Origin of the sequence: Salmonella sp. JXY0409-18 (assembly GCF_020268625.1) — a bacterium.
GTDB classification, from domain to species: Bacteria; Pseudomonadota; Gammaproteobacteria; order Enterobacterales; family Enterobacteriaceae; genus Salmonella; species Salmonella enterica.
Window position 1 is genome coordinate 3,715,757 of sequence record NZ_CP084216.1, and the last position, 14,984, is coordinate 3,730,740.

The following is a 14,984-nucleotide window of genomic DNA, read 5'->3' on the forward strand; positions in this document are numbered from 1 at the left end:
TTATTTTTGCACTACGATATTTTCTTGGGACGGATCAACATGCTGCATTTGCAGCTTTTCCGTTGCGATCCGCTCTACCCGGCTGTGATCGCCGAGCGCATTTTCTTCAAGGATCAGGTTGCGCCATTCAATGTCCAATGCATCGCGCTCCAGAACCAGTTGTTCACGCTGCGCGGTGAGTAAACGAGTATGGTGCGCCGTCGTGACCACCGTCACCGCCGTTAAAATGATGCAAATGAACAAGCAGAGTGGCAGCTTCCCGAACCGCAAAAGATCGTCACCGATCACGCCAGGCAAGGCATGGCGCTCGTTGCTTCCTATCGATCCCTTAACTTTGCTTAGGGCTTCTGTCACTCTGCTGATCATGCGTTCGTCCTCTCTGCGATACGCAGAACTGAACTACGGGCCCGAGGATTTTCAGCTACCTCTTTTTCACCCGGCATCAACTTGCCTAACGCTCGTAACTCACGACCGCCCAGTTTTTTGAGCTGCGCTTCCGTCATCGGTAATCCCGCCGGTACCTGCGGACCGCGGCTTTGCTCACGCATAAAGCGTTTCACAATACGGTCTTCCAGCGAGTGGAAACTGATGATTGAAAGCCGCCCGCCTGGGGCCAGTACGCTGAGCGAGCTTTTTAGCGCCTGCTCTATCTCCTCCAGTTCACTGTTTACCCAGATGCGCACCGCCTGGAAGGTACGGGTCGCGGGATGTTTGAATTTGTCTTTTACCGGGGTCGCCGCCGCAACCACTTCCGCCAGCTCTTTGGTGCGGGTCATCGGCTGTTCGCGATTGCGCTCAACAATGGCGCGAGCAATACGTTTGGCAAAACGCTCCTCGCCGAATGTTTTCAGCACCCAGGCGATATCCGCCTCCTCCGCCGTTTGTAACCACTCGGCGGCAGACTGGCCGCGCGTGGGGTCCATTCGCATATCCAGCGGACCGTCGCGCATGAATGAAAAACCGCGCTCCGCATCGTCAAGCTGCGGAGAAGAGACGCCAAGATCGAGAAGGATCCCGTCAATCTTGCCGGTAAGCTCGCGCTCGGCTACATAATCAGCCAACGCGGAAAAAGGTCCATGAATGATGGAGAAGCGAGGATCATTAATGGTCTGCGCAACAGCGATCGCCTGCGGATCGCGATCGATCGCCAGCAAGCGCCCCTCTTCGCCCAGTTGCGAGAGGATCAGGCGCGAGTGGCCGCCGCGACCAAATGTGCCATCAATATAGATACCATCCGGACGAATATTCAGCCCATTAACGGCTTCATCCAACAGTACCGTAGTGTGTTTAAAATTTTCCATCATCTTATAGAGACAAGTCCTGCAGCCGCTCCGATAACGTTTCGGTAGCTGACTGTTCAGCGTCGATATCTTCCTTGACCTGTTGATACCAGGTCGTTTCATCCCACAGCTCAAATTTGTTGAACTGTCCAACCAGCATCACTTCTTTCGTCAGTCCGGCATGTTGCCGCAGAACTGGCGCGATCAGTAATCGACCTGCACCATCCATCTGACATTCGCTGGCATGGCCCAACAGTAAACGCTGTACGCGACGTTCTACCGGGTTCATGCTCGACAGACGAGATAACTTTTGCTCAATAATTTCCCATTCAGGCAGGGGGTAAAGCAGCAGGCATGGGTGATGGATGTCAATGGTACATACCATTTGACCGGTAGCGCTCTCGATCAGTTGCTCCCGATAACGGGTCGGCACGGTCAGGCGCCCTTTACTGTCGAGATTGACTAACGTTGCCCCCCGGAACATGCCAGTCTCACCCCTTCTTACCACTTTATCCCACAAATTCCCACTCGAAGGAGTTTACGGAGCGGAGGAAAAGCTTGTCAAGCAAGTCACAACGCTTACCGAAGTAAAAAAGCCAATGTTTACGGCGAATATCTGCGTTGATTAATTTCCGTCCAGCGCGCAAGCCAAATTAACGTTATGAATATTTGTAAGAAAAAAACCAAAGACCCACCGCCGTTTAAAACGGACTCAATATAATCCGAGAAAAATATAAAGTGTCAGTTTGCGACGCGAGCGGCATTTTAGGACATATTGCACCGTGTTAACAGTGCCTGTTTAACGTGTGCAACGCCTGCTATACCAGCGCCTACGAGCGACTGTCGCGCCAAAGACAAAAAGTGGCTGTTAATTCGACGATTTCTTGCCTGCTTGTAACAAAACAAGACAAAGGAAAAGACTCGTTACGTCTTAATTAGTGGAATATGGACGATTTCGGACAAAAGAAAGGTAATAAAAAAGAATTTTCGGATAATTTTAAGGAATAATCTTAATTATTTGAGGGATATTTTTACTGATACGCATTTGTTTGACGGCGGCAGAAGAGAGAGTCTTTTTACCGCCGGTCCTTTAGCTACGGCTCAGAATGCCGCGACGATACAGGTTTCGCCGAATACGCGTTAAGCCGGGTTTCGGTTTACGCGGTTCATCAAGACTTGCCAGCACAATCTCCAGCACGCGTTCCGCGACATCACGATGACGCTGCGCCACCGCCAGTACCGGGCATTGCAGAAAATCCAGCAGCTCATGATCGCCGAAGGTCGCAATCGCTAAATCCGAGGGCAGTTTTCCATCGCGCCGCAGCGTAACGTCCATCACGCCCTGTAATAGCGCGAACGATGTCGTAAAGAGCGCCTGCGGCATAGGATGCGTTTCTAGCCATTTCTCAAACAACTGCGCGGCGGCTTCGCGCTCATAGCTGTTGGCATATAAGAAATTCACCTCCCGCGGATCGTCTTTCCATGCGGTGCGGAACCCCTGCTCGCGCAGGAAACTGACGGACAACTCCGGCAGCGCGCCCAAATAAAGCACCGTTTCCGCCGGGAATTTACGCAGCTCTTCCGCCAACATCTCGGCATCATCCTGATCGGCGCCGACCACGCTGGTGAAATGTTCGCGATCCAGCGCGCGGTCGAGCGCGACGATGGGGAACGGATCGTTGGCCCAGCGCTGATAGAAGGGATGCTCCGGCGGTAACGAAGTTGAAACAATGATTGCATCCACCTGGCGTTGCAAAAGGTGCTCAATGCAGCGCATTTCGTTATCCGGCTGATCTTCAGAACAGGCGATCAGCAGTTGGTAGCCACGCTGGCGTGCCTGGCGCTCAAGATAGTTTGCGATACGGGTGTAGCTCGTGTTTTCAAGGTCCGGGATCACCAGACCAATGGAACGTGTGCGTCCAGCACGCAGCCCGGCAGCCACAGCGTTAGGATGGTAATTGTGCTCACGCACTACCGCCATGACTTTTTCTACGGTTTTGTCGCTCACGCGGTATTGCTTTGCTTTACCGTTTATAACGTAGCTTGCAGTTGTGCGCGAGACACCGGCCAGCCGAGCGATTTCATCCAGTTTCACAATTGCCCCTTGTGTAAATTGTACAAACCATAACCTTTATGTCGGCATGGGTTAAAATCGTTAACATCTAAGCGCAGTTTGATCACTCCGGCAACCGCTTTTATTCCGGGTTACCACGGATTTCGCAAAAAAAAGCCCAACCGGTGATATTGGGTTGGGCGATAATTCCTGTTGGCTGATATCCGGCAAACCTGCCTGATGGCGCTATGCTTATCAGACCTGGGCCAGATATCAACCTGCAGGCCGGATAAAACGCAACCACGTCGTCATCCGGCGAATCTGCTCAGCATAATCTTATCGCCGCGCGAAAGCCCGACGACGCCTGAACGCGCCACTTCAACAATTTTCGCCACGTCGCGCAGCGAGGCCAGAAAAGCATCCAGTTTATCGCTGGTGCCCGCCAGTTGAACGGTATACAGCGTTGGCGTAACGTCAATAATCTGACCACGGAAAATTTCCGTATTACGCTTCACCTCTTCCCGTCCGTAGCCGCTGGCCTGGATTTTCACCAGCATGATTTCCCGCTCAACGTGCGCTCCCTGTCCCAGCTCGCTGACGCGCAGCACATCAACCAGCTTGTGCAGTTGCTTTTCAATTTGCTCAAGCACTTTTTCATCGCCTACCGTCTGGATAGTCATGCGCGACAACGTCGGATCGTCCGTCGGCGCGACGGTCAGGCTTTCAATATTATATCCGCGTTGCGAAAAGAGGCCGATAACCCGCGATAACGCCCCAGATTCGTTTTCCAGTAATACCGATAAAATCCGGCGCATCATCAGGTCCTCTCCGTTTTGCTTAACCACATTTCGTCCATCCCGCCCCCGCGAATCTGCATTGGATAGACATGCTCGCTGCCATCAACGGTGACATCGACGAACACCAGTCGGTTATTACGCACATGCTCAAGGGCTTCGCTGAGTTTACTTTCCAGCTCATCCGGACGGTTAATCTGCAGCCCGACATGGCCATATGCTTCCGCCAGGCGCACAAAATCCGGTAACGACTGCATATAAGACTGAGAATGGCGACCAGAATAGATCATATCCTGCCACTGTTTCACCATCCCCAGATAACGGTTGTTCAGGTTCAGAACCAGTACCGGCAGTTCATACTGTAAGGCTGTCGACAGCTCCTGAATGTTCATCTGTATGCTGCCATCGCCGGTCACGCAGACCACCATTTCTTTCGGCAGGGCCATTTTAACGCCCAGCGCAGCCGGTAGGCCAAAACCCATCGTGCCGAGCCCGCCGGAATTAATCCAGCGACGTGGCTTATCGAACGGGTAGTAGAGGGCGGCAAACATCTGGTGTTGTCCTACATCGGACGTCACGTAAGCGTCGCCCTTCGTCAGACGCCAGAGGGTTTCAATCACCGCCTGGGGTTTAATGCTTTCGCTTTCCGCGTCATATTTCAGGCACTGACGGGCGCGCCAGATCTCTATCTGCTGCCACCAGTCACGAATATCATCCTGCGGCTGAGACGGCGCATCCTGCGCCAGTAGCTCCAGCATTTGTTCCAGTACCAGGCGGGCATCGCCCACCACCGGGATATCAGCGTTAACCGTTTTGGATATGGACGTCGGGTCAATGTCGATGTGTAATACCGTCGCGTTCGGACAATATTTAGCGAGATTATTCGTCGTGCGGTCGTCAAATCGTACGCCAACAGCGAAAATCACGTCGGCGTTATGCATGGTCATATTGGCTTCATAAGTGCCATGCATTCCCAGCATTCCTAACGACTGGCGATGAGTAGCAGGAAACGCGCCCAGTCCCATTAATGAAGAGACCACCGGCAGGTTAAAGGTTTCAATGATGTGGCGCAGCGGCGTATAGCAGGCCGCGCTTATCGCCCCTCCCCCAACATAGACCACCGGCTTTTTTGCCGACGCCAGCGTTTGCAAGGCACGCTTAATTTGTCCTTTATGACCTGATGTTGTGGGATTGTAAGAGCGCATACTGACCGTTTCCGGCCAGGCATACGGCATTTTTTTCGCCGGATTCAAAATATCTTTTGGCAAATCCACGACCACCGGCCCAGGACGTCCGCTTGCCGCCAGCCAGAAGGCCTTTTTAAGCACCTGGGGAATATCTTCCGTCTGTTTGACCAGGAAGCTATGTTTGACCACCGGTCGGGAAATCCCCACCATGTCGCACTCCTGAAAGGCATCATAGCCAATCAATGAGGTGGCGACCTGGCCGGAAAGAATCACCAGCGGAATAGAATCCATATAGGCCGTAGCAATCCCGGTAATCGCATTGGTCGCTCCCGGTCCGGAAGTCACCAGCACCACGCCAACCTCGCCAGTAGCTCGCGCCAGGCCATCCGCCATATGCACCGCGGCCTGCTCATGACGCACCAGCACATGATCGATCCCTCCAACGGTATGTAGCGCATCATAAATATCAAGCACTGCGCCTCCAGGATAGCCGAACACCTGCTTTACGCCTTGATCGATAAGCGATCGGACGATCATCTCGGCTCCAGACAACATCTCCACGGCTTGCCTCCACTTTATACCTGTCATCACGGTTTGACGGACACCTTAACCGCTCGCTATCACGCCTGGCAATTGGGTGGAATGACGTAAAGATGGGGAAGGTTAGAATAATCAGGAGGCAAGAAGAGAAGAAATGGAGAAATACTCCGTCTGAATCACACCAGGTAATAAATAATCGCTTATAAATGCAGACTTACAGCAATTCATCTATTTTTCACAGCGACGAAAAGAATCGCTCACCGTTAATTCAGCATAAAATTTTTGATATACGATAAAAAGCAGAATAAACCAGAATTTGTTTCTGATTTATTCTGCCCGGTTTTATCGCTTACAAACAGAAACTAATAAATCTTCCATCCATTGGTGCCCTTTATCACGCCCAGCCGCTTCATGCCAGGAAAGGTAGCATGTCCGGCTATTCAGTTTTAAAGGTAACGGCAATATTTGCAGCTCCAGCGACTCCGCAAACTCTTCCGCCAGCCAGCGCGGGGCAATAGCGACCAAATGCGTCTGCGAAACCACGTTCAGAACGCTGATAAGCGCCATGCCCTGATAAGCCACGCTCGACTGTTTATCCGGCGTGTCATACCACGGCTGACTAAATGACGCATAACGATCGAGAGAAACAACCGCATGTTGTTCATTATAAACATCGCCTTCCAGTAGCGGGCCGCTAATACGCGGGTGTTTACGGCTGGCGACTAAAACCATTTCATCTTTAAATAGCGGTACGCTGGTAAACTCAGGGCGACGGAATTCTTCATAACTAATAACGAACTCGGTTTCCTGATAGCGTAACTGATGCTCAGTATTCTGATTCAACGACGCTTTAAAAACGACATGAATATTTGGCGCAATTTTTTCTACACGATTATAAATCTGTGACGTCAGGATATTATCCAGCGGACTGCACACGCAAAGATTGAATACACGTTCGCTGCTGGTCGGCTCAAACCCCGATCCCGGCAATTCATTTTGCACCAATTGCAACGCCTGACGGACTGAACCAAATAACTGAAATGCACGGGCAGTCGGCTGAATTCCTCGTCCATATCGAACAAAAAGTTCGTCATTAAACATAACCTTCAGACGCGCTACGGCGTTACTAACCGCAGGCTGCGACATTCCCAGCGTGTGGGCGGCGCGCGTAATATTCTGCTCTTGCATTACCGCATCGAACACGGTCAATAGGTTCAAATCAACCATGCGAAGCTGTGGTTTGCCCATATCTAAAAGATGCGGCTTTTCGGTTTTGACCTCTGGCATATTTAACTCCACTGTCACGCTTAACTCCCTTTTTCTGGCTGAAGGCAGAAATAATTCCTGAAAATATGATTTACCATGCATATAAAATAAGAAAAAGGGAAAGCGTTAAAATTCGGAAAACATAAAGACGCTGACAGAGACAAATAGAATGCCAGTGCAAGCGTAATGTGTCCTGAGTCACACCATTGCGATTCATAATGTTTAAATTACGCAAGCAATATAACCATAACCATGGCGAATATACAATCATACACCAAGTGAATGATCATTTAAGTTTCAATTAAATGTTTATATTATTAATAGCTAAAAAGTTAACATTAATTTATCAATAACTTTATCCTTATCCATTAAGTAAACAAGGTTATTTGTTAAAATACAAAACAAATCAAAAAGATAAACCAAACCTTTAGCATACCTTTAACAGGCCATTCCCCTAACCAATTTGCAAACAAAAATGCCTAAATATTTCAAACAATGAAAAGTATGAATGTCCACTCGTTCTTTTATCCTTTATTGGACGCGCAGCCCAGCACAATTAGCTAAAGTACGTATCCGGATATGGTCAACAAAATGCACTGGCGACAGAAATCAGAGTTGACATTAAACGGCATATCCAGTACCACTAAAAGCATAACGCATTCGCTGGAGCTGAATTAATGTCACATATCGTTCGTTTCACTGGGCTACTACTACTCAACGCATTTATTGTGCGCGGTAGACCGGTGGGCGGCATTCAACATTAAGTCAGCTCGAAGTCAAACAAAAACCCGCGCCGTTGCGCGGGTTTTTTTATGCCTGACGCAAGGCGCCCCTGGAGACAAGGACCACATCATGAGCCAGCAAGTCATTATTTTTGATACGACCTTACGCGACGGCGAACAAGCGTTACAGGCCAGCCTGAGCGCGAAAGAGAAGCTGCAGATTGCCCTGGCCCTTGAGCGCATGGGGGTTGATGTCATGGAAGTAGGCTTCCCGGTCTCTTCTCCGGGTGATTTTGAATCTGTCCAAACCATCGCCCGCACCATCAAAAACAGCCGCGTTTGCGCCCTGGCGCGTTGTGTAGAAAAAGACATCGACGTCGCGGCACAGGCGCTGAAGGTCGCCGACGCGTTTCGTATTCATACTTTTATCGCCACCTCGCCAATGCACATCGCCACCAAGCTGCGCAGCACGCTGGATGAGGTCATCGAACGCGCGGTATACATGGTTAAGCGGGCGCGTAATTACACTGATGACGTGGAGTTCTCCTGCGAAGATGCTGGCCGGACGCCTGTTGACGATCTGGCGCGCGTGGTGGAAGCCGCTATAAACGCCGGCGCGAGAACCATTAATATTCCCGATACCGTGGGCTATACCATGCCGTTTGAGTTCGCGGGAATCATTTCCGGCCTGTATGAACGTGTCCCCAATATTGACAAAGCTATCATCTCCGTTCATACCCACGACGATTTAGGGATAGCAGTAGGCAACTCGCTGGCGGCAGTACATGCGGGCGCGCGTCAGGTTGAAGGCGCGATGAACGGTATCGGAGAACGTGCCGGTAACTGCGCGCTGGAAGAAGTAATCATGGCGATTAAAGTGCGCAAAGACATCATGAACGTACACACCAATATCAATCACCACGAAATCTGGCGCACCAGCCAGACCGTCAGCCAGATCTGTAACATGCCGATCCCGGCCAACAAAGCAATTGTCGGCAGCGGCGCTTTCGCCCACTCTTCCGGCATCCACCAGGATGGCGTCCTCAAGAACCGCGAAAACTATGAAATCATGACGCCTGAGTCCATCGGTCTGAACCAGATACAGCTGAACCTGACCTCCCGCTCTGGCCGTGCCGCCGTGAAACATCGCATGGAAGAGATGGGTTACAAAGACACAGACTACAACATGGACCACCTGTACGACGCGTTCCTGAAGCTGGCAGACAAAAAAGGCCAGGTGTTCGACTATGACCTGGAAGCGCTGGCGTTTATTAATAAACAGCAAGAAGAACCAGAGCATTTCCGTCTGGATTACTTCAGCGTGCAGTCCGGCTCCAGCGATATCGCCACTGCTTCCGTGAAGCTGGCCTGTGGTGAAGAGATCAAGGCCGAGGCGGCGAACGGCAACGGCCCGGTCGACGCCATCTATCAGGCGATTAACCGTATCACTGGCTACGACGTTGAGTTGGTTAAATACGACCTGAACGCCAAAGGCCAGGGCAAAGACGCGCTGGGTCAGGTCGATATCGTCGTGAACCATCATGGTCGCCGCTTCCACGGCGTCGGGCTGGCGACGGATATCGTCGAATCCTCCGCCAAAGCGATGGTGCACGTACTGAACAATATCTGGCGCGCAGCCGAAGTTGAAAAAGAATTGCAACGCAAAGCTCAAAATAAAGAGAACAACAAGGAAACCGTGTAATGTCGAAGAACTATCATATTGCCGTACTGCCGGGCGACGGTATCGGCCCGGAAGTCATGGCGCAAGCCCTGAAAGTTATGGATGCGGTACGCAGCCGTTTTGATATGCGTATCACCACCAGCCACTATGACGTCGGCGGTATTGCTATCGACAATCATGGTCATCCACTGCCGAAAGCCACCGTTGAAGGGTGCGAGCAGGCGGATGCCATTCTGTTTGGCTCCGTCGGCGGCCCGAAATGGGAAAATTTGCCCCCGGAAAGCCAGCCGGAGCGCGGCGCCCTGCTGCCGCTGCGCAAACATTTCAAATTATTCAGTAATCTGCGTCCGGCGAAACTGTATCAGGGACTGGAAGCATTTTGCCCGTTGCGCGCCGATATCGCCGCTAACGGTTTCGATATCCTGTGCGTGCGCGAGCTGACCGGCGGGATCTATTTCGGACAGCCAAAAGGCCGTGAAGGCAGCGGTCAGTACGAAAAAGCCTTTGATACCGAAGTTTATCACCGCTTTGAGATCGAGCGCATTGCCCGTATCGCCTTTGAATCGGCGCGTAAACGCCGCCGTAAAGTCACCTCTATTGATAAAGCCAACGTACTGCAAAGCTCTATCCTGTGGCGTGAGATCGTCAATGATGTCGCGAAAACGTATCCCGATGTGGAACTCGCGCACATGTATATCGATAACGCCACCATGCAGTTGATTAAAGACCCGTCGCAGTTTGACGTACTGCTGTGTTCTAACCTGTTCGGCGACATTCTGTCCGACGAATGCGCCATGATCACCGGCTCAATGGGGATGTTGCCCTCCGCCAGCCTGAACGAGCAAGGGTTTGGCCTGTATGAACCGGCTGGCGGCTCCGCGCCGGATATCGCCGGGAAAAATATCGCCAATCCAATTGCGCAGATCCTGTCGCTGGCGCTGCTGCTGCGCTACAGCCTGGATGCCAACGATGCGGCAACGGCCATTGAACAGGCGATCAATCGCGCATTAGAAGAGGGCGTTCGCACCGGCGATTTAGCCAGGGGCGCTGCCGCAGTCAGTACCGATGAGATGGGCGATATTATCGCCCGCTATGTCGCAGAAGGGGTGTAATCATGGCCAAAACGTTATACGAAAAATTATTTGATGCCCACGTGGTCTTTGAGGCGCCAAACGAAACGCCGCTGCTGTACATCGACCGCCACCTGGTGCATGAAGTCACCTCTCCGCAGGCGTTTGACGGTCTGCGCGCGCACCATCGTCCGGTACGTCAGCCAGGGAAAACCTTCGCCACGATGGATCACAACGTCTCGACGCAGACTAAAGACATTAATGCTTCCGGTGAAATGGCGCGTATCCAGATGCAGGAGCTGATTAAGAACTGTAACGAGTTCGGCGTCGAGCTGTATGACCTGAATCACCCATATCAGGGCATCGTCCATGTGATGGGGCCGGAACAGGGCGTCACCCTGCCGGGCATGACCATCGTCTGCGGCGACTCCCACACCGCCACCCACGGCGCGTTTGGCGCGCTGGCCTTCGGCATCGGCACTTCTGAGGTAGAACATGTACTGGCGACGCAAACTCTGAAACAGGGGCGCGCTAAAACCATGAAGATTGAAGTCACGGGCAACGCCGCACCGGGCATTACCGCCAAAGACATCGTGCTGGCGATCATCGGTAAAACCGGTAGCGCCGGCGGCACCGGACACGTGGTTGAATTTTGCGGCGACGCGATCCGCGCGCTGAGTATGGAAGGCCGCATGACGCTGTGCAATATGGCGATTGAGATGGGTGCCAAAGCCGGTCTGGTCGCCCCGGATGAAACCACTTTCAACTACGTAAAAGGGCGTTTGCACGCGCCGAAGGGCCGCGATTTTGACGAAGCCGTCGAGTACTGGAAAACGCTGAAAACCGATGACGGCGCGACCTTTGATACTGTCGTCACCCTGCGAGCAGAAGAGATCGCGCCGCAGGTGACCTGGGGCACGAATCCGGGCCAGGTGATTTCCGTCACCGACATCATCCCCGATCCCGCCTCTTTTAGCGATCCGGTTGAGCGCGCCAGCGCCGAAAAAGCGCTGGCTTATATGGGCTTACAGCCGGGCGTACCGTTAACGGACGTTGCTATTGATAAAGTCTTTATCGGCTCTTGTACCAATTCGCGTATTGAAGATTTGCGCGCGGCGGCGGAAGTCGCCAAAGGGCGCAAAGTCGCGCCTGGCGTGCAGGCGCTGGTGGTGCCGGGTTCAGGTCCGGTGAAAGCGCAGGCGGAAGCGGAAGGTCTGGACAAGATCTTTATCGAAGCAGGATTTGAATGGCGCTTACCGGGCTGTTCCATGTGCCTGGCCATGAATAATGACCGCCTGAACCCGGGCGAGCGCTGCGCATCCACCAGCAACCGTAACTTTGAAGGCCGTCAGGGCCGCGGGGGTCGCACGCATTTAGTCAGCCCGGCGATGGCCGCCGCTGCCGCCGTTACCGGCCACTTCGCCGACATTCGCAGCATCAAATAAGGAAACTACCATGGCAGAGAAATTTACCCAGCATACCGGCCTGGTTGTCCCACTGGATGCCGCCAACATCGATACCGATGCAATTATCCCTAAACAGTTTTTGCAGAAGGTTACGCGCACCGGTTTTGGCGCCCATCTGTTTAACGACTGGCGCTTCCTGGACGAAAAGGGCCAACAGCCAAATCCGGAATTCGTGTTGAACTTTCCGGAATATCAAGGCGCGTCGATTCTGTTGGCGCGAGAAAACTTTGGCTGCGGCTCGTCGCGCGAACACGCGCCGTGGGCGCTGACCGATTACGGCTTTAAAGTGGTGATCGCGCCAAGCTTCGCCGACATTTTCTACGGCAACAGTTTCAATAATCAACTGCTGCCGGTAACCCTGAGCGACGCACAGGTCGATGAGCTGTTTGCCCTGGTGAAAGCCAATCCGGGCATTAAATTTGAAGTGGATCTGGAAGCACAGGTGGTGAAAGCAGGCGATAAGACCTACAGCTTTAAAATCGACGACTTCCGCCGCCACTGCATGTTGAACGGTCTGGACAGCATTGGGCTGACGCTGCAGCACGAAGACGCGATTGCCGCCTACGAAAATAAACAACCGGCATTTATGCGGTAACCCTTCACGCCTTACCGGGCCTACAGGTTATGCAATATCACCCGGTTGCCATTATATTCTGTAGGCCTGATAAGCGTAGCGCCATCAAGCTCCGGGTTACTCATCAGTCGCTCATGCCGGGGATATTCCGGCATTTTTTATACGATTTTTACTCGCCCGGTCACCACCTGCGTGACCACAGAAACCGCCGAAATAAAAAAAGCCAGCAGGTATTATCTGCTGGCGGGTGATTTTAGGCTATCGCCTACACCAATACTCAGTCACACATGATGTCTGCAATTGGCTTCAATCGGTCGCCTCCCACTGCATCAGTTCCGCGAGCATTTTTAAGCGCTGCGGCGCGCTCAGGCAAGCCAGCCAGGACGTTTTTTCCGTCGCGGCAAAATATCTCAACCAGAACTGGTGCATAGTGACCTCTTCCTCTTGCTTCATCGAAAGATATTATTGGCCTAATATAGGGATAATAAAATTGCTGAGTTTTTCATCGGAGTTCCCCTTTTATGCCCTCAGGTCGCCTGCAACAACAATTTATCCGTCTCTGGCAATGTTGTGACGGTAAAACGCAAGACACCACGCTTAATGAGCTGGCGGATCTGCTGAACTGTTCGCGTCGCCATATGCGTACGCTGCTAAATACGATGCAGGCGCGCGGTTGGCTAACATGGGAAGCCGAGGTTGGACGCGGAAAGCGTTCGCGTCTGACGTTCCTGTATACCGGACTGGCGCTGCAACAGCAGCGGGCGGAAGACCTGCTGGAACAAGATCGAATCGATCAACTGGTACAACTGGTCGGCGATAAAAGCGCTGTCAGGCAAATGCTGATTTCCCATCTGGGACGCAGCTTCCGCCAGGGGCGGCATATTCTGCGGGTTCTTTACTATCGTCCGATGCACAATCTCCTGCCGGGAACCGCATTACGTCGCTCGGAAACCCATATTGCCCGGCAAATTTTCAGTTCGCTCACGCGGGTAAATGAGGAAAACGGGGAACTGGAAGCGGACATTGCGCACCACTGGCAGCAAATTTCCCCTTTACTGTGGCGCTTCTACCTGCGCCCCGGCATTCATTTTCATCATGGCCGCGAGCTGGAGATGGAAGATGTCATCGCCTCGCTGACGCGTATCAATACGCTTCCACTTTACTCGCACATCACAAAGATAGACTCCCCTACCGCGTGGACGCTGGATATTCATCTTTCCCAGCCGGATCGTTGGTTGCCGTGGCTGCTGGGCCAGGTCCCGGCGATGATTTTGCCGCGGGAGTGGGAAACGCTGGCTAATTTCGCCAGCCACCCTATCGGCACCGGGCCTTATGCCGTGCGGCGTAATACGCCGAACCAACTCAAGATACTCGCCTTTGATGACTACTTCGGCTATCGAGCGTTAATAGACGAAGTGAACGTCTGGGTACTGCCGGATATCAGTGAAGAACCGGCCTGCGGCTTGATGCTGGAAGGGCCGATACAAGGCGGTGAAAAAGCGATAGAAAGCCGACTGGAAGAGGGGTGCTATTACCTGCTATTCGACGCCAGAACGCCGCGCGGCGCGCATCCGCAGGTCAGAGAATGGGTAAGCCACGTCCTCTCCCCCACCAATTTACTCTATCATGCCGATGAACCGCTACAGCAGCTCTGGTTCCCGGCCTATGGGCTTTTACCGCGCTGGCATCACGCCCGTCCAGGCCCGGGCGAAAAACCCGCCGGTCTGGAAACCCTCACGCTGACCTTCTATCGCGAACACATTGAGCACCGGGTTATCGCCCGTATCATGAGCGCGCTTCTGGCTGAACATCAGGTGCATTTGCATATTCAGGAGATCGACTACGATCAATGGCACGCCGGCGAGATCGAAAGCGATATCTGGCTCAATAGCGCTAACTTTACGCTGCCGCTGGATTTCTCGCTGTTCGCGCACCTGTGCGAAGTACCGCTCTTGCAGAACTGCATTCCGCGCGACTGGCAGGACGACGCCGCACAGTGGCGCGCTGGCGAGATGAACCTGGCGAACTGGTGCCAGCAACTGCTGGCCAACAAAGCGATTGTGCCGCTGATCCACCACTGGCTGATTATCCAGGGACAGCGCAGTATGCGCGGGCTGCGCATGAATACCCTCGGCTGGTTTGATTTTAAATCGGCGTGGTTTGCGCCGCCAGATCCTTAACGCCAGCTCTTGATTGCTGCCCGGCAACAAAATCACTACACTAACGCCGAACTCAACGGGGTGCCGCGCTCATGCGCGCGCTGAGAAAATACCCGTCGAACCTGATCCGGATAATGCCGGCGAAGGGATTTGAGGCTACCTCTCAAGTCCTTTGCCACTCTTTAACTGAGG

14 protein-coding genes and 1 riboswitch are annotated in these 14,984 nt (G+C 52.8%); of the genes, 6 read left to right on the plus strand and 8 right to left on the minus strand.

The window, feature by feature from the left end; all coding sequences use genetic code 11:
• The 7 genes from ftsL to leuO all read right to left on the minus strand — a co-directional run bounded on the left by ftsL (position 1) and on the right by leuO (position 7,141).
• Positions 1 to 366: a cell division protein FtsL gene (gene ftsL, locus LDB27_RS18145; protein ID WP_000625651.1), complete on the minus strand. Its 366-nt coding sequence runs from the start codon at positions 364 to 366 to the stop codon at positions 1 to 3.
• Positions 363 to 1,304 (minus strand): 16S rRNA (cytosine(1402)-N(4))-methyltransferase RsmH, encoded by a 942-nt coding sequence (gene rsmH, locus LDB27_RS18150; RefSeq protein WP_000970444.1) that lies wholly within the window; start codon positions 1,302 to 1,304, stop codon positions 363 to 365. The genes ftsL and rsmH overlap by 4 nt, the downstream gene beginning before the upstream one ends.
• 1 nt (position 1,305) lies before the next feature.
• Positions 1,306 to 1,764: a division/cell wall cluster transcriptional repressor MraZ gene (mraZ, locus tag LDB27_RS18155; RefSeq protein ID WP_000488294.1), complete on the minus strand. Its 459-nt coding sequence runs from the start codon at positions 1,762 to 1,764 to the stop codon at positions 1,306 to 1,308.
• 606 nt (positions 1,765 to 2,370) lie between these two features.
• Positions 2,371 to 3,375 (minus strand): catabolite repressor/activator, encoded by a 1,005-nt coding sequence (cra, locus tag LDB27_RS18160; RefSeq protein ID WP_000762406.1) that lies wholly within the window; start codon positions 3,373 to 3,375, stop codon positions 2,371 to 2,373.
• Between the two features lie 266 nt (positions 3,376 to 3,641).
• Entirely contained in the window at positions 3,642 to 4,148 is a 507-nt protein-coding gene (gene ilvN, locus LDB27_RS18165) for an acetolactate synthase small subunit (protein ID WP_024132263.1), read from the minus strand.
• A 2-nt stretch (positions 4,149 to 4,150) separates the two neighbouring features.
• Entirely contained in the window at positions 4,151 to 5,875 is a 1,725-nt protein-coding gene (gene ilvI, locus LDB27_RS18170) for an acetolactate synthase 3 large subunit (protein ID WP_000425597.1), read from the minus strand.
• Between the two features lie 321 nt (positions 5,876 to 6,196).
• Complete coding sequence (leuO, locus tag LDB27_RS18175; protein ID WP_001115421.1) at positions 6,197 to 7,141, minus strand: transcriptional regulator LeuO; 945 nt, start codon at positions 7,139 to 7,141, stop codon at positions 6,197 to 6,199.
• A gap of 656 nt (positions 7,142 to 7,797) precedes the next feature.
• Between leuO and leuL the strand changes: the two genes are divergently transcribed.
• From leuL to leuD, 5 genes are all read left to right on the plus strand, one after another.
• Positions 7,798 to 7,884 (plus strand): leu operon leader peptide, encoded by an 87-nt coding sequence (leuL, locus tag LDB27_RS18180; protein WP_001575587.1) that lies wholly within the window; start codon positions 7,798 to 7,800, stop codon positions 7,882 to 7,884.
• Positions 7,885 to 7,972: 88 nt separating this feature from the next.
• Positions 7,973 to 9,544 carry a 2-isopropylmalate synthase gene (gene leuA, locus LDB27_RS18185; RefSeq protein WP_000082819.1) on the plus strand — a complete coding sequence of 524 codons (1,572 nt, stop codon included), beginning with the start codon at positions 7,973 to 7,975 and terminating at the stop codon, positions 9,542 to 9,544.
• Entirely contained in the window at positions 9,544 to 10,635 is a 1,092-nt protein-coding gene (gene leuB / locus LDB27_RS18190; RefSeq protein WP_000042325.1) for a 3-isopropylmalate dehydrogenase, read from the plus strand. Before leuA ends, leuB begins: the two co-directional genes overlap by 1 nt.
• Before the next feature lie 2 nt (positions 10,636 to 10,637).
• The gene (leuC, locus tag LDB27_RS18195; protein WP_001140632.1) at positions 10,638 to 12,038 is read left to right on the plus strand and encodes a 3-isopropylmalate dehydratase large subunit; all 1,401 of its coding nucleotides are present in this window, start codon (positions 10,638 to 10,640) and stop codon (positions 12,036 to 12,038) included.
• A 10-nt stretch (positions 12,039 to 12,048) separates the two neighbouring features.
• On the plus strand, positions 12,049 to 12,654 hold the full coding sequence (gene leuD / locus LDB27_RS18200; protein ID WP_000818258.1) for a 3-isopropylmalate dehydratase small subunit: 606 nt from the start codon (positions 12,049 to 12,051) through the stop codon (positions 12,652 to 12,654).
• Between the two features lie 285 nt (positions 12,655 to 12,939).
• Here the strand turns inward: leuD and sgrT are convergent, their stop codons facing one another.
• Complete coding sequence (gene sgrT, locus LDB27_RS18205; RefSeq protein WP_000553886.1) at positions 12,940 to 13,062, minus strand: glucose uptake inhibitor SgrT; 123 nt, start codon at positions 13,060 to 13,062, stop codon at positions 12,940 to 12,942.
• 92 nt (positions 13,063 to 13,154) lie between these two features.
• On the opposite strand from sgrT, the gene sgrR reads away from it, so the two are divergent.
• Positions 13,155 to 14,813, plus strand: a complete 1,659-nt coding sequence (gene sgrR / locus LDB27_RS18210) for an HTH-type transcriptional regulator SgrR (protein WP_001139028.1) — start codon at positions 13,155 to 13,157, stop codon at positions 14,811 to 14,813.
• Between the two features lie 46 nt (positions 14,814 to 14,859).
• A riboswitch (TPP riboswitch) is annotated at positions 14,860 to 14,959 on the plus strand.
• Positions 14,960 to 14,984 lie beyond the last annotated feature (25 nt).